Below are 20432 nucleotides of genomic sequence, written 5' to 3' on the forward strand. Positions count from 1 at the left end.
CTTTCCCCAACACAAACAAAGGAGGATATTTATGTCGCAGTGGTGTTCAATCAACCCACGCTTTTTTGGTATTGATGTCCGCTCAAGAGTTTTTGATATCGCGCTGCGATAATCTCGACTTGAGCGAAAGATTCATCTCCGACCAAACGCGTCCATCCGAGTTTTCCTCATGCTCGAAGAATTATTGTCAGCTTTGACAACGGCTTTTTACGCCCAAAATTCTTGAGTTCTATATGAGTACTTTTTTAACTGCACAATCCCTGACACTCTCTTATACATCTTCGTCTTTATTCACGGATCTGAACTTTACGATCCATCACGGCGATAAAATTGGCCTGATTGGCCATAACGGCTGTGGCAAAAGTTCTTTGCTGAAACTCTTAGCTGGCCAACTGGAAGCCAGTTCAGGACGCATTGCCAAAGCCCAGTCCTGCCTGATGCGCTATGTTGAGCAATATATTCCGCATGCCTTGCAAACCACAACCGTGCTCTCCGCCCTGGCCGAGACACTGGCTGATGATGCGCTCTGGCGCGCAGAATTACTGCTGGACGAACTAGGGTTCAGTCCCGCGGATCGGCACCTGCAGGTTGCCCACTGCAGCGGCGGCCAGCAAATGCGTTTATTACTGGCCCGGGCTATCATCCACCAGCCGGATTTATTGCTGCTGGACGAACCGAGTAACCACCTGGATCTCCCTGCTTTGCTCTGGCTGGAGCATTTTCTTTCGAACTGGAAAGGGGCATTTGTGCTCGTCTCTCATGACCAGACATTGCTGGATGCGGTGACCAACAGCACCTGGATCATGCGCGATCGGTCCCTGCATCATTATTCACTTCCCTGCAGTGCGGCCCGGCTGGCGCTGCAAGAGAAAGATGAAACCGACCAGCTTCGGCATGCCAGCGAGCAGAAAGAAATCGACCGGATCGAGAAAAGTGCCAAGCGTCTCGCCATCTGGGGCAAAGTGTACGACAACGAAAATCTGGCCCGGAAAGCGAAAACCATGTTCGCCAGAAAGGAACGATTGGAAGAAACACAAACGGAACTGAGTGAAGGTGCTCCCTGGTCACTCACGCTTCAGGGAGAATCCCTGCCAGCGAACCGACTGCTGGCAATCACGCCTTTTTCAGTCAAACCGGCAACACATGCCAGTCCCTTGTTCGAGATGACTGAAATGCGTGTCCGAAGCGGTGATCGCATCGCGGTGCTCGGCAGCAACGGCTGCGGCAAATCAACCTTGCTCAACCTGTTGTATCAAACGTACCAGACTTCAGCGCTGCCTGCGGTGACATTTCACGATCGCTGCCGATTGGGCTATTACGATCAGTCTCAGCAGCAACTGCGTGATCAGGATGCCCTGACGGATGCATTGCTGTCTTTCGCTTCGATCAGTCGTGAACAGTGTAAACGGGCGCTGATCAGTGCCGGGTTTGAATACGCCAGACACAACCAGCCTGTGGCCTCACTCAGCGGTGGCGAACGGGCCCGGCTGTTATTTGTCGGACTCACACTGGCCCGCTACCACCTGCTGTTTCTGGACGAGCCGACCAATCACCTTGACTTAGACGGCAAAGAAGAGCTCGGGGAAACCCTGAATCGCTTTGAAGGCGCGGCGTTACTGGTCAGCCATGACCGCAGCCTGATTGAGCAAAGCTGTAACCGGTTCTGGTTGATCCACGACGGGAAGATCACGGAGCATCTGACGGCAGAAGCTGTCTATGCGCAAATGACGGCTCAGACGGCCCGGCACCTGAATCAGTCCGATCCCAATACTGTCCTGCAATCGGATCAGCCAGCCGCACCACACGACCATCCGGCGCAAAGTGATGAAGAACAGCTGCTGGCTCGCCTGATTTCGCTGGAAACCCTGCTGGACGATGATCTGAGACGCCGGCCAAAGCATCAGAAGCCGAGTTTGCAACGCGCATGGCGGGCGGAAATCGCCCAAATTACGGCACAGCTTGAACTCAGTTAACAAACGCTTAGTCCCCGAGGCAGCCGGAGGGTTGTCTCGGGATTCTCCCTAATGACACCATGCATTCGACGCAATAAAAACTTAATCCATGCTGCTGCGCAGATCGACCATCGACTGCTGGCTCACCAGAATCAGGCCATTCTGAGGCCGGTTGAGATCAACCACCAGCGTGACAAGCACAGCGAAAGCAAGCAGAAGCGGAATCACTGCAATCAGCCGTCGCTTACCGGAGTACCCCACTTGCGTGCCCAGCGCAATCATTGCGAGCGCTGTAATGGCTGTCAGTGCGAACCAGATGCTGGCAGGAATCCGGCTCCGCAATGCCCCTGTCACTCTTTTTTCATGCATATCGATCAGATCATTGGTTGCCTGAACCATCAGCGACGTCAGTGGGCTTGGCTTTGCAATGGCAGCAGCCGAAACTGCATCCCAAAGCTGACGATGAATCACAAGTGATTTGCTCAAAGCTTCATTGATATCACCGCCGCTGGCCGCGTCGAGTCGGATATCGACATAAGATTTAAGCAACGCTTTCACAATCCTTTCAGAGGATGTCTCCAGCAGATCCGCCCGCAGATAAGCGGTGCCAATCACATTCGCTTCTTCAAGCACATTATTTCGCCGAACCTCATGCTGGGAGGAGGCAATGGAAAACGTAAACGCGAGCACAAACGCCAGCATCCCCAGCAGCCCGCCCACCATGGATCCCAGCGGGCCAGGAACTTCTTTATCTTTCCGGGCAAAAGCATGACGGCCAAACTGAAAGCCAATTTCGCAGAACAGCAACATCAGCAAAGCAATGCCGACAAAGATCAGAGCGATCGGCAGGGATTCAAACAGCTCGCCATTCATGGGCCACTCCTGATGCGGGTGCGACTGAATACCGCAGCGGGACAACTAAATCTGCCACCCGCTGTATTAGCATCACTATTGATTAAGCATATGCCGCAAATTCCAAAGGTAGCAAAAGGATTTCACCCGATATCGCTGGCATACAAACGCACTGAGCGAACTGTAATTTTTGCTCCCTTCAGCAAACAGGAATGACTCAAGGTATCAGAAACCCGCACAGTTTCCTTCAATTCACGGCCTGCCATGCAGTATGATGAGCAGCAACGAAGTTTTATGCTAAGACGGATTCTTCATGACCATCAGCAAACCTATCCCAACCAATATCATCACCGGCTTTCTGGGTGCCGGCAAAACAACCGCGATTCTGTCGCTGCTGGCGCGCAAACCTGCCGATGAAAAATGGGCCATTCTGATCAACGAATTCGGTAACGTTGGCGTTGATGGCGCGATGCTGGATCAGCAAGGTGCCATCGTCAAAGAAGTACCGGGCGGCTGTATGTGCTGTGTCGCCGGATTGCCCATGTCTGTGGGGATCAATGCCCTGCTCGCCCAGAAGCCGGATCGCCTGTTACTGGAACCAACCGGGCTGGGCCATCCGAAAGAAATCATCCATAAACTGACCTCAGGCAGCTACGCGGCCTATATTGACCTGAAAGCAACCATTACGCTGGTTGATCCGCGACAGTTTTCCGACAGCCTGTATACCGACAACCAGAACTTTCAGGATCAAATCGCGCTGGCTGATGTGCTGGTCGCAAACAAAATTGATGCCTGTTCTGATTACGATTTGCTGATGTTTGAGCAATACGCCGACGCGTGCGATCCTGCCAAACAAAAGATTGCACAGGTAGAACAGGGCCAACTGGATCTGGCCTTACTGAATGAACCCCGCATTGAACGTAAGGCGGCTCACAGCCACCACCATCATCATTCGGACGACGCGGCACCACTGCCTGGCCTGGAGCTGGCACCGGGTGAAACCTTCATCCGCAAGGAAAACCATGGTCAGGGCTATCACAGCTGTGGCTGGTTTTTTTCGACGGATCTCAAGTTCGATTTTTCGCAGCTGTTTACCCTCTTCTCCAACCTGAATGCACAACGGGTCAAAGCTGTGGTCAACACTGAACGCGGCTGTTTTGCGTTTAACGTGGTCAACCGGGTCGTCTCCGTCAATGAACTGACGCTGGAAGGATTCGAATCCCGGGTCGAAGTGATCGACAAAGACCTTCTGCCGTGGGACGAACTGGAAGGCATCCTGCTTTCGTTAGCCCAAACGGCCTGACAACGACTATGATTTATCAATGTTTTGGGAACACTTGCCACCTGAATTTTCGCAAGGAGCAATTATGCTAAACCCATCCACGGCGAAAGCCGTTATCGACCATGCGCTGTTTCTCGGCGCAGATTTTGCCGAGCTGTTTGTGGAACACCATCAGTCCGGTTCTGTTGAATTCAATGCCGGCGACGTCGACAAAATTAACGGCGGGATCGATTTTGGTATCGGCATCCGCTTATTCTTTGGCCACAAGGTGCTGTACGGTTACACCAACAGCACGGAAGAAGAAGAACTCAAACGCGTCACCAGTCTGCTGGCCGCCAAAGACAGCCGCGACCAGATTGCGCAGGCGACGGCACTGAATCTGACCCGCCAGAATGATCGCCATCCGGTCCGCCAGCCGCTGTCTCTGGATGCCAATCTGGAAGCGAAAATTGCTTTTCTGCGTGCCACCGATCAGGCTGCACGTGCTGAGAACGAGAAAATTGCTCAGTTCATCGGCCGAATTTTGCAGCGTCAGCAACAGGTCGAAATTTTTAACTCCAATGGCCTGCACATCGGCGATACCCGTCATTACACCCGCATTGCCGCGACGGCTGTGGCACAAAATGGCAGTGAACAGTCAACCGGCTTTGAAGCGCCGGGCGCACTGACTGGCTGGGAATTCAACACGCGAATTAACCCGTCCGCGCTGGGTCAGCAAGTTGCCCGGCAGGCCATGGTAAAACTCACTGCAGATAACTGTCCGTCCGGCGAAATGCCCGTAATTATCGGCAATGGTTTTGGTGGTGTGATTTTCCACGAAGCCTGCGGCCACTTACTGGAAACAACTTCGGTTGCCAAAAAGGCATCCGTCTTCCACGACCAGATGGGCGAGATGATTGCCAACCCGGTTGTGAGTGCGGTCGACGATGGCACCATGGCGAACGAATGGGGCTCCATCAACATTGACGATGAAGGCATGGAAACCCAGCGCACCCAGTTGATCAAAGACGGCAGACTCACCAGCTTTATGGTCGATCAAATGGGCGCGAAGAAAACCGGCTTTGCACCCACGGGCTCCGGTCGTCGCGAATCTTATAAGTATGCGCCCACTTCGCGGATGCGAAACACCTTCATTGAAGCCGGTGACAGCAGCCTCGATGAAATGATCGCCAGTGTCGACAAAGGTATCTTCGCCAAGAAAATGGGCGGCGGTTCTGTTCAGCCCGGCACCGGTGAGTTCAACTTTGCTGTGCAGGAAGCGTATCTGATTGAAAACGGTAAAATTACCCGCCCGCTGAAATCAGCCACCCTGATCAGTACCGGACCAAAAGTCCTGAAAGAAATCAGCATGGTCGGCAAAGACTTTGCACTGGCAGCTGGCATGTGCGGCTCGGTGAGTGGCTCTGTGCCAACGACTGTGGGTCAGCCAGCGCTGAAAGTGGATAACATTCTGGTGGGAGGTAACTAATGGCCGATCAACACACCCTGCAACTTGCAATGGAACAGGTCCTGGAACTGGCCAGCGCAGCAGGCGCAGAAGCCGATGTGCTGGCCAGCAGCAACCATAACCTGTCACTCAAAGCCAACCAGGGCGAACTGGACGAATACAAGGTCACTTCAGGCCAGGTCATCGGTGTACGCGTTGTCAAAGACGACAAAGTCGCGACCAGTTATTCGGAATCCCTTCAGGCAGACAGTCTGAAACTCATGGTGGAGCAAGCACTGCAAAGCGCACAATTCACCAAAGCTGATACGCATCAGCGGATTCAGGCAGCAAACAGCCAGTTGCGTACCGAGCAGCCTGAAGTGTATCAGGCCGATGACACGACCATTGAAGCCAAAATCGCTCTGGCGCTGTCTTTAGAACAGGGTGCGCTGGATAAAGGCGCGAAAAGTGTGCCTTACAATGGCTTCGGGGAATCCGACAGCCTGAGCATGCTGGCCAATACTCAGGGCAGTCTGTGCGTACACAAGGAACGTTCCACTTATTGCTATGCTTACGCGCTGATTGATCAGGAGGGCAAGCAGGCGATGCATGGTGGTATGTCTTCCGGACGCCGTTTCGCCGAGTTGGATCCGCAATACTGCATCAATCACGGTGTTGAAACCGCGATGGCGCTGCTCGACGGCGGACCGGTGAATACCGGCAAGTACGCGGTGATTTTCAACCTGAGCGAACTCAGCAGCCTGTTCGGTGCGTTTGGCATGTGTCTGTCCGGCCAGTCGGCGATGAAAGGCATCAACCCGTGGCGGGATTCGCTGCATCAATCCGTTGCCAGCCCGCTGCTGACCGTCAGCGATATGGCTTATGTGTCAGGCGGATCCGCCATCAAGGCATTCGACAGCGAAGGTTTTGCCACTCAGGATACGATTCTGATTGGTGAAGGTCAGTTGCAAAGCCTGCTACACAACAGCCACACCGCCAGCTACTTCAACATTGCCAATACCGCAAATGCCTCGCGCTCTGCGAAAGGCGGACTGGGTGTCTCTTCCCGCCATCTGGTGATTGCAGCAGGTCAGAGTTCAGATGCTGAAGTGACTGCTGGCGAGTATCTGGAGCTGGTCGAGCTGCAAGGCGTCCATTCCGGTGCAGATGCGATCAGTGGTGATTTCTCATTCGGGGCCAGCGGATTCCTGTGCCGGGATGGACAGCGCATCCAGCCCGTTCGCGGCATTACGGTCGCCGGTAATTTCTATCAGATGATCAAAGCGATTGATGCGGTCGGAAATCAGCTTGAAAATGACTACGAGCGCGATTTCTTCGCACCCAAAATTCGTTTCAGCGGATTGAGTATTGCGGGTAAATAATCAGGCTGGCAAACACCACCTGCATACTCCGGCTTCATCCCTTTCAGCGAAGACAGTGAGCGTTTGACAAGCCAGAAACAGTCGCCTTATCAGAATGACCTCATCAGATTGATGGGGTCATTCTTTATGCGCGAACAAGGGCTGCGCTTCAGACCATGCGTGCCGCCATACTGACAGCGGCCAAAAACATAATGACTCCCGCCCCCTTAAACAGCCAGGTCTGTGCCTGAGAGCTGGCGAGAAAACGCCGGATTTTCAGCGCACCAACAATAAATACCGCGCCGACAAAGACAAGAACCAATACAGTCAGCGGCACTAAAAGCAGCCCCCAGGTTTGGAAAGACACCGTGTCCAACGTGATAACCAGCGGCAGAATGGCCAGGTAGAAAGCGATGGTTTTCGGGTTACCCAGAGTAATCGTTAAGCCGGATAGCCAGGCTGCCGTCAATTCCCGCTTGTTCGTCTGTTTATCTATATTGATGGCTTCCGGATTGTGATTCCAGAATTGCCAGGATAACCACGCTAGATAGAGAGAGGCACACCAACTGACTGCAGTGAACAACCCGCCGTAACTATGGGCAACAACAGCAAGGCCAAACACGGCAAAAGACAGGTAAATTAAATCCCCCAGAATTAACCCGCTGAGCATGGTAAATCCGGTCACCGCACCGCCACGTACGCTGTGCGCTACCAAGGCTGTCATGCCGGGGCCAGGGATCGCTGCCGCCAGCATCAGCGCTGACATGTATGCCAGGATTTGCGTTGTCTCTAACATAAAATACCCTTTATAATCAATTTCTTGTGTTTATGCAGTTTCAGATCTCTGCATATCGCGCCTTTCTGGCTGATTTAATTCACGATGTCGGTGCACTACCTCTCGGGCAAAAACCAAATCAAGCACCGCAAGTCCCACCGATTTAAACAGCGTTCTCTGATGAGATGATTTCCAGCCACCATCAACATGAATTTCACCAATTTCTTTACCTGCCTGGTCCAATGCAATTACGCCTTTTTCTCTGGCTTCTCTCAGGCATTGAGATGCGTTCCACGCCGCATCACGGCCATCAAGAAACCAATCGGTGACGGCATACATATCCGGACTCAACTCCTGAAACCCGAGTGCAGAGGCCCCCACAGCATTGATGTGACAGCATTCAGGCAACATATGCGGATATAGAATAGGTGCTCTGGAAGCTGTCACAGTGCACACAATCTCAGCATTCTGAACAGCCTGTGCAGGCGTGGCTGCAACACGGACCAATATACCGGTCTCTTGCCGACACCACTTGGCAAACTGCTCCGCATGTTCATGAGCCCGGCTCCAGACTGTGACTTCTTGAATCGGCCGGATATTCAGCATGGCTTGCAAATGACGTCTGGCCTGTACACCAGTCCCTAAAATCGCCAGCTTGCTGGCTGATTCCGGAGCCAGCAAGTGAGTTGCCCAAGCTGAAGCGGCAGCCGTCCGAAGTTCAGTGATGATTCCTGCATCCACACTTACCATGCCGTGATTAACTTTCGAATCATAAAGCAACACACAACCTTCATGTGACTGCCGGTCCGACGCACGTGTGAAATCCACCAGAACGGATTTCACACCAAAACCTTCGTATCGGCCTTCTGAGATAAACGCAGGCATATTACCCATGATCCGGCCGTCATCTGAACGAATGAGATCACGAAGCGATTGCTGCACCTGCCCCGCACTTTGTAACGCAAAAGCCGTCCCGCATAACTCCAGACATAAAGATAAAGGTAATGCACTTTCAACTGACGCCCGATCAAAAAATTGCATCTCAGTACTCCTTGTCTGTCAGGACACGTTCATAAATTCCGGTTCGATCTGTGACCCGGCCAGGCTGTTCAACAGCGTAGACATCGTTTTCTGAGATACACCTAAAATGATATCCAACATGTTCTGTTTGGTATAACCTGCCCGCAGAAAATCCATTGCTGCCGACTGCGGGATGATACCCTGAGCCTTCGCCACTACTTGAGTAAAACGGTGAATAGCCCGCAGCTTTTCCGGCAAAGAATCAGGATTCGTTTCCAACTGAGTTAATGTGTCAACAGAAACACCTTGCTTCAAGGCAATCCAACGATGCGCCTGAACGGTATAACGGCACTGATTCAGCAACCCTGTTGTTATCCAGACCACAGCTTTTTCTTCATCAGAAAGTGAACAGTCTGAAAATCGCTCATGCGCATATTGATAAGATGAAAGAAGTGCCGGAGACTCTGCCATATAAGCACTCTGATTTGGAATCCAGCCAAAATTATCAATAGAGCTTTGCAATAATTTTCGACTGTCCTCTGGTGCGCTCTGAACCGTATGCATTTCTAATTCAATCATTTGACACCTCTTTAATTTGTTCCAGCGCTTTCGGTTGTGTTGAACTGAATACTGACCACAACATATGAATAGGCCGAACCCGGGAGATAAATTTAAGTTGATGTAGCCCGGCTGCAACCTCAGTTGTCAATGCTAAGTCCACCTGACCTTCGACAACTGCCGCTGCAGCCGCACTGGTCGATTTCATTTCGACAACCCTCTCGATTTTCATTCCTTCCGGCAGTAGCTCTCTGATTAAAGGGATAGGTGCCGGATGTGAGGCCACCACCAAAGGGCGGTCAGCTACTGTGTTCTTTGTCGCCAGACCATACATAGGCGTATCAAAAAGAAATGAGCCTAATAATGTCAGTTTTGGATCCATATAAAAGTCGTTTACTTGCGAATAAGCATTCGCAACAATCAGCAAACCATCTTCTTTATGAAGGTTATCTCTTGCTTCCTCATATGTGTTCTTTAAAAAGATCGAGTGGTCGCTTTCCGAATAACGGCTTTTCATCCAGTTACTAAAATGGTGAGAGGCATATTCACTACTCGTCCCCTTCGGACCAAGTGTAAAGATAGGGAAATTGACCGCATTATTCAGAGAAATATCTAAGAAATGCATATTTATTACCTTATCTATATAGAATATTAAATATCACGAGAGCCTACCGCTGTAAGCCAATGACCAACATCATTCATCTCACCTCTGACCGCCTTCATATAAAGTGATTTCAGTTTTAAGGTTAAGCTGCATTCCTGGTCACTGTTCAATTCGTACTGATCAATTTTTCTCACGGGCGTTATTTCCCTTCCTGTACCAGTGAGAAAACATTCATCCGCAGCGTACAACTCAGAAGGTAAAATATCCCGCTCTTCAATGTCACAATTTAAATAAGTACCAGCCAGTTGAATCACTGTATTCCGGGTGATGCCATCCAGAATATGAGCATGCAGCGGCGGTGTAATCAACCGTTCATTTTTTACCATAAAAATATTCGATGTTGTCGCTTCCGAGACACACCCATGAATATTTAACATGATGGCATCATCATGCCCCCCATTCATTGCGGCCTCCATCGCTAATGCCGAATTCACATAGCTGCCAGTAATCTTTGCGCGAACAGGCATCGCTGTATCCGGCACCCGCCGCCACGCCGAAACGGAGCAGGAAATTCCCTGAACCGATTGCCGGGAAGGCATATTCAGGCTGTTTACTGAAAACCCGGTACTTATACCTGAAAGTTTCACTCCAAACCCCATCTTCGGTAGCAAGTTTTTCTTAAATGCAACCGGACGTATATAACAATCCTGATTTGCCTCATTCTTCACCAGAAGTTCAAGAATGCTGTTTTCTATCGCCTGCCGGGACGGCAAATCATGAATCATCAGTAACCGGGCTGAATTCAAAAGCCGCTCAACATGATCGCCCAACCTGAAAACATTCAGTTGTCCGCTGCGGTTGTCACGGTACGCCCTGATACCTTCAAAAACAGCTGTCCCATAATTGAAAGCCTGCGTCGTGACTGATATGGAAGCCTCTTCAGCAGAAACCATGTTTCCATCCATCCAGACCCATTGATGATGCGCAGAAACTGTTTCTTGTTCCAACTGAGCTGTCATTATTCGAATCCCCGGTTGAGCAACGCCAGAGCCGCATTCCGATCATCGTTGTCACCATCCGGCCTCAGGTCATGCAATCTGGCAGCTTTCCAGCTCACCATGGCTGACGTACCTGTAAGTGCACTGGTTTTGCCAATCTCTATCTGAATCTGCACCCCGTTCAGTTTTTCCTGCATATGCCGGCGGACTGGATTGAGTATTGTCGAAGCCTGCACTGCATCATCCAGCAGTTCCACTGTGACATGAAGCATATCTTTCCCGTCTTCACGGGTAATCCTGATTGCATAGTCCAGACAGCCTGAAAGCTGATCCAACAAGGCTGATTCAATATCCCAGGCACAATATTGAATGCCATCTAACAGCAACACATCTCTTACCCGGCCAATCGGAATGATTTTTAAAGCACCATTTGGCTGAGGTATTGCCCGTACCATATCTCCGGTACGATAGCGGATAAGTGGCTTTTGACCCTGATACAGATTTGTGATGACTAACTCACCGATCACAGAGGTTCCGGTAAGTGGTATCGGTTTGTCAGTTTCCGGATGAATCACTTCATAAAAGTTATTAAGAGGTACCGTGCAGAGCTCACTTTCTTGATTACAGACAGCCAGAATTGAAGATTCCTGCGAGGCATACATACAGTTATAAATCTTTGCACCCCAGACTTCACCGATATTTCGCAACAAGGCAGGCGTAGTTAATTCACCTAAAGTCAAAATCAGGCGAACACTGGTGTCTGCAGGAGAAATACCTGCATCTCTCATATATCTGGCCAGATTTATAGCAACTGCCGGTGTACAGACTAATGCCGTCAGTTGAAGTTCACTGATCAGCTTCATCACTCTTTCCATACCAACAACCGGTGAACGAGGCCACATTTTCACCACACTGTGGCCAAGACTTCGCATAACATCTTCAAAGGTATCTCCGGTTGAGTGAAGCTCTGTCGGCCCCATCACACCCACAATATGATGCTCGCCATGCTGCCGGAAAATCTCTTTGTAACGGATAATTAAGGGGGTGTTGTTATGAATTGAATCAATTTCATTTCTCGGGCATGGCGTCGGAGAACCTGTCGTCCCGGTGGTTTCATAATAAACCCAGCTTCGATACAGCGGTGCCGAAGCCATAGCTGCGCCTTGTTCACGAAGATCCTGCTTCGTCGTAAAGGGTAACCGCTGGATGGCTTCAAGCGCCATCTGATGAATATCCGTTTCCGTCAGCCCGGAAAGGTGCTTTTTATAAAAAGGGGAATAATTGGTTACATAGCCTAGTACATGCTTCAGTTGAGAAAGCTGCTGCGCATTTAATTGTTCAGCTGAAAGATCATTATTTTCAAACCGCTGATGAAGCTGAAACACATCCCGGGCTTGATTCATTAAATCATCTTTAAAAATCGCGTACATATCGGCTTCTCATTAATATTGAGGGAAAAAGGAAATCATTCCATTATGTAAAGAGTGACAGGTTTCCAGTCAGTTTCTGAATTTTCTTTCGTGGGCCAATCAAACCAATAGCAACCAATTCTATGTTTTCACTATTTACACTTGAAATTCTCTCACCATATTCATCATACGTTTTACAGGATTGAGCTAAGGAACTGAACGGCATGACATAAATATCCTCATCCTTTTCACCAATCTGATGCAACTCATGCAGGTAATAACCTCTGGCTTTCAAAATTGGCAACGGAGTATAAATGACGCCCGGGTAAGAGAAATCATTAATACTTTTCATATCCGGACCAACTAGGTTTTTTATGTTTTTTCCAAAGCTAATCCCAATCACACTGGCCGCATTGACCGCAAGACCAGTTGGTAAGTCATTATCAATAACAATCGTGCATTTATGTTTGCTTGCATCAAATTCCATCTTCAGGCCTCAATTAAGTCAGATTTTTCAAGAAACATTGATTTCAACAATTCAAAATCGCCGATAGCAAGTGAGTAACTGCTCGTTAAGTCAATGTCGACAACATGCCAGTCCGCAAGTGCTTTCCACTTCGCCACACCAATTTGATGATCAGGATGTTGAATATACTCCGCCAGCGTTTCCTGATTATCAAAAAGCCCGATAACCACAAAATCCGCTGCAATGGAACGGTTAGAAATGTTTCTGCCGCAAACCCAGGCCCGAATTTGTGGAATATGGGCTGGATGGTTTCTGGTTGCCTGCTCTGCTTCTATAGCTTCTATCGATGCCCATGACCACGGGCTTCTGAAGTTGAACGTAACGATATGTAAAATCATAGTTTTCCTAGCTCGTTATTTGTGTAATGCCAATATTCATCACCTTCTGGCAATGTCATTGATAATTATTCATTCGCACAGTGTGAAATAGTATGCATCATCCCCTATGAAAATTGTTACCTATATTGCTTGAATTTAAGGCTGAAAAAGGTAGAGTCTTTCTTAAAGCCAACCATTTTAGAAAGAAATTGACCAACTCAATGCTGAATCAGATAGATATTAAGATCCTGACTCTTTTGCAAGATGATGCACGTATCACCAATCAGTCGCTGGCAGATAAAATCGGTCTGTCGTCTTCCCCCTGCTGGCGTAAAGTCCGTAAGCTGGAAGACGATGACATTATTCAGGGATACAGGGCTGTTCTGGACCGGAGGAAGATTGGCCTGGGCGTGATGGTATTCGTTCGGGTGGCCATTGACAGTCACAGCGAATCGGAAGCCAGAAAGTTTGAGGAAGAAGTGACAGCACTTGAAGACGTTGTTGCCTGTTACAGCATAGGCGGTGATGCCGACTTTCTGATTCAGGTTGTTTCCCGCGATCTCGATTCCTATGCCGATTTCGCGATGTCAACCATACGGCGCTTACCTGGCATTAAAGAAATGCAGAGTATGTTTGTGCTGAAAGAGATTAAGCCGTTCACCGCATTTCCAATTAAAAATTCAAAAAAAGCAAAAGGATAGACGCAGTTGACCTGTCGGTTTTCGTTTCTGGCCTCTTTTTTCGCTCAATAGACGGGAACAACAGAGGAATTTTTGAAGTGAGCCGCAAAAACATCTGAACCAAATAGAAATCAAGTTGCATATCATTCATTGTTCTCAGTGTTTCTCGTTCATTGTTCTTTATTTTCTATAAAGTTTCCAATAACGCTCTGGTAAATTGAAATTTAATCAAAATAATCCACTGAAATGGGGTGATAAATGGAAATCTTGCTCTCTCTGTTCTTTTCGGCTTATCTGGTCCTTGGCATGGCGGCAACACTATATGCCATCGGTTTCTTTTTTGTCTCCGGTTTAACCCTCTTCGATCAGGGTAAAAAACGACCGATGCCATTTCGCTTTCAGTGCAGCTATGTCTTTGTCATGCTCCTAATGATGCCAGTGTTTTATCTGATCTTTATCCAAGAGATTCTGTCACTGCCGCGCCACTATCAGGCACAAAAACACACAGCAACAAAATCGTAAATATCATCGGGCTGATATTATCATTCAGCCTGATTCATCCTGAGCATATTGCAGATGCCGTCAGTTTCCGACGCGCCGTACACTTTTTCGTACCACCAGTGTCGGTTCCAACTGTACTACTTGTGGCTCGGTGATCTCTTTATTGATGCGTTTGAGCAAAGTCTCGACAGCCGCCTGCCCTAAGCGGTATTTCGGCTGATGAATGGTGGTCAGGGATGGGGTCATAAATTTTGCGATATGGATATCATCGTACCCGATGAGGGAGAGATCCTCCGGGATCCGAATCCCTTTTTCATTCGCGGCATTAATGACCCCCATCGCCATCATATCGTTACACGCAAAAATAACACTGGGCAATGAACCACTGGCAAAAATCTTGTTGAAAGCATGGTAACCGCCTTCACATTCAAAATCAGACTCCACAATCCAATCATGCTGAACCACCAGTCCGGCTTCACTCAGCGCATGCTTAAAACCTTCATAACGGATCTGCGCCTGATGTTTTATCAATGGTCCGGTAATACAGCCGATCTCCTGGTGTCCGCAATCAATCAGATAGCGGGCGGCCAGGTAACCGCCCTGGTAAGAGTTGTCCTGAATTTTATCACTGACAAAGGACATTGGTCCCCAGTCCATCACCACCACAGGAATATCCGGATAGCGCTCAAAAACGTCTATCTGCTCACCTTCCAGTGTCGAACACATTAACAGGAGTCCATCAACCCGCTTTTGCAGCAGTGTATCGATAGAAGCCTTCATGCGCTCACTGTCCCCTTCGGTGTTACAGAGGATCAGGTTGTACCCTTTCTGATAACAGCTGCGTTCCACCCCTTTGACCACTTCACCGAAGAATGGGTTGGTTGAGGTCGTCACCAACATGCCGATGGTTTGGGTGCGATTGACTTTGAGGCTGCGGGCCAGTGCGGACGGGGCATAGTTCAGCTCTTTCGCTGCCCGGTTCACCCGCGCTGCAATTTCCTCACTGACAAAGCGGGATTTGTTGATCACATGGCTCACGGTAGAAGTCGACACCCCTGCCAGTCTCGCAATATCTTTCATCGTGGCCATGTCATGTTCCTGTATTTAATCGACGACCGCAAAACGCTCCGCCAGAAAAGCATCCACCTCTGCATGCGTTGGAATCGATGTCTGCGCACCAAAACGCGTCACAGAAATCGCGGCAGCAGCGTGTGCAAAACGAATGGCTGATTCTAAAGACATTTCTTCCAGTAAACCAGTCACCAACGCGCCGTTAAAGGTATCACCTGCCGCCGTAGTATCCACCGCATCCACTGTGTAACCGGGAATCAGCTGGCCCCGGCCATTCTGACTCAGCCAGACGCCTTTCGCACCAAGCGTAATTAGCACAATTTCGATGCCCTTGCGGTGCAATTCGTCCGCCGCAAGCTGAGCAGACGCATTGTCTGTGACCGGAATCCCTGTCAGCACTTCAGCTTCAGTTTCATTCGGCGTAATCACATCGATGCACGACAGCAAGCTGTCCGGCAATGCACGCGCCGGCGCCGGATTGAGAATCACGTTGGTCTCGTGTGCTTTCGCAACCTGTGCCGCTTTTTCGATCCCGTCCAGCGGTGTCTCCAGTTGCATCAGCAGAAACCGGGCTTCACGAATCCGCGCCAGATCCGGTTCGATCCGCTCAGCCGTCAGATAATCATTCGCTTCCGCAAAGAGGCAAATTGTATTTTCACCACTGTCCGACACCTGAATCATGGCGATGCCGGTCGGGCAGTTGGGCTGCATTTTCACACCTGAGATATTGATACCATCGTGCTTGAAGCTTTCCCGGATATGAATGCCGAATGCATCATCGCCGACACAGGCAATAAAGCCGATATCCGCATTCAGCCGTGCTGCCGCAACCGCCTGATTGGCGCCTTTGCCACCGGGAATGACCTGATAGTCACGACCATGCAGGGTTTCGCCCGGGCGGGGAAATGCGGGCACACGCAGAACATGCGTCCGCATTCACACTGCCTAAAACCACTAATTTATTCATCACGTTATCCTGGCCAATATTCATCCACTAAAACTCTTGTATTGTCCCTCCCCCTTTTCAAGGGGGAGGCTAGGAGGGGATTACAAGACACACCTGCCAAATCTGTGCACGCTTTACGAACCCCACCCTCGCCCTCCCCTTGCCAAGGGGAGGGAATATTCAGTGCTTGCAACAAACTCGGACTGTTCCTCCCCCTTTTCAAGGGGAAGGCTAGGTGGGGGTTACAAGGCACACCTGCCAAATCTGCGCGCGCTTCACGAACCCCACCCTGACCCTCCCTTGCCAAGGGGAGGGAATACTCAGTACTTGCAACAAACGCTGTACTGTCCCTCCCCCTTTTCAAGGGGGAGGCTAGGAGGGGGTTACAAGGCACACCTGCCAAATCTGCGCACGCTTTACGAACCCCACCCTCGCCCTCCCCTTACCAAGGGGAGGGAATATTCAGTGCTTACAACAAACGCTGCACTGTTCCTCCCCCTTTTCAAGGGGGAGGCTAGGAGGGGGTTACAAGGCACACCTGCCAAACCTGCGCGCTTCACGAACCCCACCCTCACCCTCCCCTTGCCAAGGGGAGGGAATCGTCGTACTCGCAACAAACTCGTGCAGTCCCTCCCCCTTTTCAAGGGGGAGGCTAGGTGGGGGTTACTGTGCACACCTGCCAAATCTGCGCACGCTTTACGAACCCCACCCTCGCCCTCCCCTTACCAAGGGGAGGGAATATTCAGTGCTTACAACAAACGCTGCACTGTTCCTCCCCCTTTCAAGGGGGAGGCTAGGAGGGGGTTACAAGGCACACCTGCCAAACCTGCGCGCGCTTCACGAACCCCACCCTCACCCTCCCCATACCAAGGGGAGGGAATATTCAGTACTTGCAACAAACGCTGTACTATCCCTCCCCCTTTTCAAGGGGGAGGCTAGGTGGGGGTTACTGTGCACACCTGCCAAATCTGCGCACGCTTTACGAACCCCACCCTCACCCTCCCCATACCAAGGGGAGGGAATGTTCAGTACTTGCAACAAACACTGTATTGTCCCTCCCCCTTTTCAAGGGGGAGGCCAGGAGGGGTTACAAGGCACACCTGCCAAACCTGCGCGCGCTTCACGAACCCCACCCTAGCCCTCCCCATACCAAGGTGAGGGAATATTCAGTGCTTGCAACAAACTCGGACTGTTCCTCCCCCTTTTCAAGAGGGAAGCTAGGTGGGGGTTACCAAACACCAGCGCCCATTCAAAATCCACGCGCGCTTCACGGACCCCACCCTCACCCTCACCCTGCCAAGGGGAGGGAATACTCAGTACTTGCAACAAACGCTGTACTGTCCCTCCCCCTTTTCAAGGGGGAGGCTAGGAGGGGGTTACAAGGCACACCTGCCAAATCTGCGCACGCTTTACGAACCCCACCCTCGCCCTCCCCTTGCCAAGGGAGGGGATCATCGTGCCGCAGCAAAGTCGGACAGTTCCTTTCCCTTTTTCAAGAGTGAGGCTGGGTGGGGGTTACTGTGTACACCTGCCAAACCTGCGCGCGCTTCACGAACCCCACCCTAACCCTCCCCTTGCCAAGGGGAGGGAATCGTCGTACTCACAACAAACTCAGGCAGTTCCTCCCCCTTTTCAAGGGGAGGTTAGGAGGGGGTTACAAGGCACAAATGTTCGAGCTCGTGCCCGACACAGAAATGATCACTTTCGCATCGCATTCAACTTGTTTTGCGCAATTCCCAACACAGACTCCGCAGCATAGCCGCCATCCTGCCACTCCCCGGTATCTTTCCCCGTCAGCAAACTGATCGCTTCGCTGACATGGTCAATCGCCCAGATGTGAAAATCACCTTTCTCAACAGCAGCCAGTACATCTTTCCGCAGCATCAGGTTATGCGCATTGGAGCGAGGGATAATCACCCCCTGCCCGGCTGCCCGTCCCTTGATACAGCAAACGTCGTAGAAGCCTTCGATTTTCTCGTTCACCCCACCAATGGGCTGTGCCTGACCAAACTGATTCATTGAACCGGTAATCGCAATGGACTGATGGATCGGACAACCCGAAAACGCCGAGATAATCGCACACAACTCGGCCATGGAAGCACTATCGCCATCAACGCCGCCATAAGACTGCTCAAACGTCAGATGGGTCGTCAGTGGGATCTTGGCACTCTTGCCAAACAGAGAAGAAAGATACGCCGTCAGAATCATCACGCCTTTGGAGTGGATACGCCCGCCCAGTTTGACACTGCGCTCAATATCCATCACTTCTCCTTCGCCCCACGACGTTGTTGCCGTGATGCGGTTGGGAATACCAAATCGGTGATCTGAAGTTGAAATGACCGACAGTGCATTAATCTGCCCGATGACTTCACCTGCCGTATCAATCAGCGTGGTGCCATTTTTAAAGGTATGCAGCATTTGGTCCTGCAATCGGCTCACCCGCTTTTCCTGACGTTGCAACGCCTGCTCCACATGTGACACCCGGATCATGGTCGCATTCGCGGCTTTCGCGGTATAATTGGTCTCCCGCAGCAAGTTGGCGATATCAGCAGAGTGCAATGACAGTTTATTCTGATCTTCCGCCTGACGGGAGCTGTATTCAATAATTCGGGCAATCGCCTTACGGTCACAGTGGAGCATGCCATTGTCATGCACAATGCTGGAGATAAAGCGGGCATACTGCGCTTCTGACTCCTCTGTCCGATCCATCTCATCTTCAAAATCTGCCGTCACACGGAAGAGCTCACTAAAATCCGGATCATAATTCACCAACAACTGATAGGTTTGATAATCCCCGAACAGGATAATCTTCACATCCAGCGGGATCGGTTCCGGTTCCAATGAGATCGTGCCCGATAGGGTCACTTCCCGCTCCAGAGAGCTCAAATTGAGTTTTCGCGAGCGAAGCGCACGCTTTAAGCCGTCCCAAACATAAGGGCGCTCCAGTACTTTCACGGCATCCATCAGCAGGACGCCACCATTGGCACGATGCAGGCTGCCGGAGCGAATCAGTGAGAAGTCGGTAAAAACCGTGCCTTTGTAGGTCGCATTCTCGATATAACCGAAAATGGTGTGATAATTCGGGCTTTCTTCAACGACGATCGGAAAACGCTCACTGCTCTGACTGACCAGCACATTCACCTGATAGCGTCGCGGCATTTTCTTATCCAGTGCCGCATACGCCAAAGCAACCTGATCTTCGCTTTCCTCCAGGAAGATATCGAGATTTTCCAGAATATCTTTCTGCATCGCAGTCAGATAATCCTTAATCTCGCTATGCCCGCGATACTCTTTTTTCAAAGGTTTGATGAAGTGTGAAACCACATCCAGCGCAACTTCTTCATTCAGTTGCTGGATTTTGTCGGAAAACTCTTCTTCCCAGTTGGTCAGTTGGCGCGCAATACCCCGTAACTTCACTTCCAGGGCACTGATCATCGCCTCGAACTTTTCTTGTTCTTCCTGCGGAAGCGCATCAAAGCTTTCTTCCGTATGGGGTTCTTCACCATTCATGGCGATGAGCTGATAATCCCCTTGTGTCGTCAAAGTCAGGCTGACACTTTGTTCCTTCGCTTCCGTAGTCAGACTACCCAGTGCAGACTGCTGTTTTTCTGCCAGCTGATTTTTCAGCTGTTCAGCACGGGAGTAATACATTTCGTTGTCAAACGCCAGCGGCAGGGCTTTCACCAGTCGCAGCATCAGCTTTTCAATATCTTTTTTGAATGGTGCCCCTGTCCCCGGCTTCAGTTTCAATACCTTCGGGGTCCGTGGCTCATCGAAATTGGCAACATAACACCAGTCATACAAGGGCGATGCGTCACCATTGGGATCATGCCGGTTCAGGTAGCGCAGCACCATGGTCCGCTTACCGAGCCCGTTACGGCCAATGGCATAAATATTATACCCCTTCTCCTTAATCGACATCGCAAACTCAACCGCCAGCTGGGCACGCTCCTGTCCGACGATTTCGTCCAGAGGTTCTAAATGTTTGGTTGATGAATACTCGGTATCCAACCCTGTTAAAACACTGGCGCGATACAGGGTATCTGCTTTTAATGATTGAGTTGTCATACCCTTTCCCTTTCCTTCACTGATATTGTTTTCAGTGTAGTCAGCAAACAGTTACTTTTTAGTGACTTAGCTTGGTTTTAGGGCAA

The 20432-nt window shown here is 50.4% G+C and carries 17 protein-coding genes and 1 pseudogene; 6 read left to right on the forward strand and 12 right to left on the reverse strand.

Annotated features, from left to right (window positions below; translation table 11 throughout):
• Window positions 1-233: 233 nt before the first annotated feature.
• Window positions 234-1973: an ABC-F family ATP-binding cassette domain-containing protein gene (locus tag KDD30_RS22200; RefSeq protein WP_211650755.1), complete on the forward strand. Its 1740-nt coding sequence runs from the start codon at window positions 234-236 to the stop codon at window positions 1971-1973.
• An 81-nt stretch (window positions 1974-2054) separates the two neighbouring features.
• Here the strand turns inward: KDD30_RS22200 and KDD30_RS22205 are convergent, their stop codons facing one another.
• Window positions 2055-2825, reverse strand: a complete 771-nt coding sequence (locus KDD30_RS22205; RefSeq protein ID WP_211650756.1) for a hypothetical protein — start codon at window positions 2823-2825, stop codon at window positions 2055-2057.
• 292 nt (window positions 2826-3117) lie between these two features.
• On the opposite strand from KDD30_RS22205, the gene KDD30_RS22210 reads away from it, so the two are divergent.
• The 3 genes from KDD30_RS22210 to KDD30_RS22220 all read left to right on the forward strand — a co-directional run bounded on the left by KDD30_RS22210 (window position 3118) and on the right by KDD30_RS22220 (window position 6894).
• A complete protein-coding gene (locus tag KDD30_RS22210) occupies window positions 3118-4107 on the forward strand; it encodes a GTP-binding protein (RefSeq protein WP_211650757.1) in 990 nt (329 codons plus the stop codon).
• A 64-nt stretch (window positions 4108-4171) separates the two neighbouring features.
• The gene (locus KDD30_RS22215; RefSeq protein ID WP_211650758.1) at window positions 4172-5554 is read left to right on the forward strand and encodes a TldD/PmbA family protein; all 1383 of its coding nucleotides are present in this window, start codon (window positions 4172-4174) and stop codon (window positions 5552-5554) included.
• Window positions 5554-6894, forward strand: coding sequence for a TldD/PmbA family protein (locus KDD30_RS22220; protein WP_211650759.1), 1341 nt, complete (start codon window positions 5554-5556; stop codon window positions 6892-6894). The genes KDD30_RS22215 and KDD30_RS22220 overlap by 1 nt, the downstream gene beginning before the upstream one ends.
• 148 nt (window positions 6895-7042) lie before the next feature.
• Here KDD30_RS22220 and KDD30_RS22225 read toward each other — a convergent pair whose 3' ends face one another.
• Genes KDD30_RS22225 through KDD30_RS22260 form a run of 8 tightly spaced genes read right to left on the reverse strand, consistent with a single transcriptional unit; the run spans window position 7043 to window position 13101 of the window.
• On the reverse strand, window positions 7043-7669 hold the full coding sequence (locus tag KDD30_RS22225; protein ID WP_120512301.1) for a LysE family translocator: 627 nt from the start codon (window positions 7667-7669) through the stop codon (window positions 7043-7045).
• 30 nt (window positions 7670-7699) lie between these two features.
• Window positions 7700-8689 (reverse strand): ornithine cyclodeaminase family protein, encoded by a 990-nt coding sequence (locus KDD30_RS22230; RefSeq protein WP_211650760.1) that lies wholly within the window; start codon window positions 8687-8689, stop codon window positions 7700-7702.
• 18 nt (window positions 8690-8707) lie between these two features.
• Window positions 8708-9247, reverse strand: coding sequence for a carboxymuconolactone decarboxylase family protein (locus KDD30_RS22235; RefSeq protein ID WP_211650761.1), 540 nt, complete (start codon window positions 9245-9247; stop codon window positions 8708-8710).
• Window positions 9240-9857, reverse strand: coding sequence for a hypothetical protein (locus KDD30_RS22240; protein WP_211651935.1), 618 nt, complete (start codon window positions 9855-9857; stop codon window positions 9240-9242). The genes KDD30_RS22235 and KDD30_RS22240 overlap by 8 nt, the downstream gene beginning before the upstream one ends.
• A gap of 20 nt (window positions 9858-9877) precedes the next feature.
• Window positions 9878-10849, reverse strand: a complete 972-nt coding sequence (locus tag KDD30_RS22245; RefSeq protein ID WP_211650762.1) for a branched-chain amino acid transaminase — start codon at window positions 10847-10849, stop codon at window positions 9878-9880.
• The gene (locus KDD30_RS22250; protein ID WP_211650763.1) at window positions 10849-12258 is read right to left on the reverse strand and encodes a phenylacetate--CoA ligase family protein; all 1410 of its coding nucleotides are present in this window, start codon (window positions 12256-12258) and stop codon (window positions 10849-10851) included. The genes KDD30_RS22245 and KDD30_RS22250 overlap by 1 nt, the downstream gene beginning before the upstream one ends.
• 43 nt (window positions 12259-12301) lie before the next feature.
• Window positions 12302-12724, reverse strand: coding sequence for a DUF2000 domain-containing protein (locus KDD30_RS22255; protein WP_211650764.1), 423 nt, complete (start codon window positions 12722-12724; stop codon window positions 12302-12304).
• Window positions 12725-12726: 2 nt separating this feature from the next.
• A complete protein-coding gene (locus KDD30_RS22260; RefSeq protein ID WP_211650765.1) occupies window positions 12727-13101 on the reverse strand; it encodes a Dabb family protein in 375 nt (124 codons plus the stop codon).
• A gap of 200 nt (window positions 13102-13301) precedes the next feature.
• Here KDD30_RS22260 and KDD30_RS22265 point away from each other — a divergent pair, with 200 nt between their 5' ends.
• Window positions 13302-13781 carry an Lrp/AsnC family transcriptional regulator gene (locus KDD30_RS22265; RefSeq protein WP_211650766.1) on the forward strand — a complete coding sequence of 160 codons (480 nt, stop codon included), beginning with the start codon at window positions 13302-13304 and terminating at the stop codon, window positions 13779-13781.
• A gap of 237 nt (window positions 13782-14018) precedes the next feature.
• Window positions 14019-14282, forward strand: a complete 264-nt coding sequence (locus KDD30_RS22270; RefSeq protein WP_211650767.1) for a hypothetical protein — start codon at window positions 14019-14021, stop codon at window positions 14280-14282.
• 60 nt (window positions 14283-14342) lie between these two features.
• Here the strand turns inward: KDD30_RS22270 and KDD30_RS22275 are convergent, their stop codons facing one another.
• The 3 genes and pseudogenes from KDD30_RS22275 to KDD30_RS22285 form a co-directional block, all read right to left on the reverse strand.
• Window positions 14343-15350, reverse strand: a complete 1008-nt coding sequence (locus KDD30_RS22275) for a substrate-binding domain-containing protein (RefSeq protein WP_211650768.1) — start codon at window positions 15348-15350, stop codon at window positions 14343-14345.
• A gap of 15 nt (window positions 15351-15365) precedes the next feature.
• Window positions 15366-16299, reverse strand: a pseudogene (gene rbsK / locus KDD30_RS22280) (ribokinase).
• Between the two features lie 1677 nt (window positions 16300-17976).
• A complete protein-coding gene (locus KDD30_RS22285; protein ID WP_211650769.1) occupies window positions 17977-20346 on the reverse strand; it encodes a Lon protease family protein in 2370 nt (789 codons plus the stop codon).
• Between the last annotated feature and the right edge of the window lie 86 nt (window positions 20347-20432).

Source organism: Photobacterium sp. GJ3 (assembly GCF_018199995.1).
GTDB lineage: Bacteria > Pseudomonadota > Gammaproteobacteria > Enterobacterales > Vibrionaceae > Photobacterium.

Coding starts and splice junctions, on each gene's coding strand:
- KDD30_RS22200 (WP_211650755.1), top strand. CDS start 234: ATGAGTACTTTTTTAACTGCACAATCCCTGACACTCTCTTATACATCT.
- KDD30_RS22205 (WP_211650756.1), bottom strand. CDS start 2,825: ATGAATGGCGAGCTGTTTGAATCCCTGCCGATCGCTCTGATCTTTGTC.
- KDD30_RS22210 (WP_211650757.1), top strand. CDS start 3,118: ATGACCATCAGCAAACCTATCCCAACCAATATCATCACCGGCTTTCTG.
- KDD30_RS22215 (WP_211650758.1), top strand. CDS start 4,172: ATGCTAAACCCATCCACGGCGAAAGCCGTTATCGACCATGCGCTGTTT.
- KDD30_RS22220 (WP_211650759.1), top strand. CDS start 5,554: ATGGCCGATCAACACACCCTGCAACTTGCAATGGAACAGGTCCTGGAA.
- KDD30_RS22225 (WP_120512301.1), bottom strand. CDS start 7,669: ATGTTAGAGACAACGCAAATCCTGGCATACATGTCAGCGCTGATGCTG.
- KDD30_RS22230 (WP_211650760.1), bottom strand. CDS start 8,689: ATGCAATTTTTTGATCGGGCGTCAGTTGAAAGTGCATTACCTTTATCT.
- KDD30_RS22235 (WP_211650761.1), bottom strand. CDS start 9,247: ATGATTGAATTAGAAATGCATACGGTTCAGAGCGCACCAGAGGACAGT.
- KDD30_RS22245 (WP_211650762.1), bottom strand. CDS start 10,849: ATGACAGCTCAGTTGGAACAAGAAACAGTTTCTGCGCATCATCAATGG.
- KDD30_RS22250 (WP_211650763.1), bottom strand. CDS start 12,258: ATGTACGCGATTTTTAAAGATGATTTAATGAATCAAGCCCGGGATGTG.
- KDD30_RS22255 (WP_211650764.1), bottom strand. CDS start 12,724: ATGGAATTTGATGCAAGCAAACATAAATGCACGATTGTTATTGATAAT.
- KDD30_RS22260 (WP_211650765.1), bottom strand. CDS start 13,101: ATGATTTTACATATCGTTACGTTCAACTTCAGAAGCCCGTGGTCATGG.
- KDD30_RS22265 (WP_211650766.1), top strand. CDS start 13,302: ATGCTGAATCAGATAGATATTAAGATCCTGACTCTTTTGCAAGATGAT.
- KDD30_RS22270 (WP_211650767.1), top strand. CDS start 14,019: ATGGAAATCTTGCTCTCTCTGTTCTTTTCGGCTTATCTGGTCCTTGGC.
- KDD30_RS22275 (WP_211650768.1), bottom strand. CDS start 15,350: ATGGCCACGATGAAAGATATTGCGAGACTGGCAGGGGTGTCGACTTCT.
- KDD30_RS22285 (WP_211650769.1), bottom strand. CDS start 20,346: ATGACAACTCAATCATTAAAAGCAGATACCCTGTATCGCGCCAGTGTT.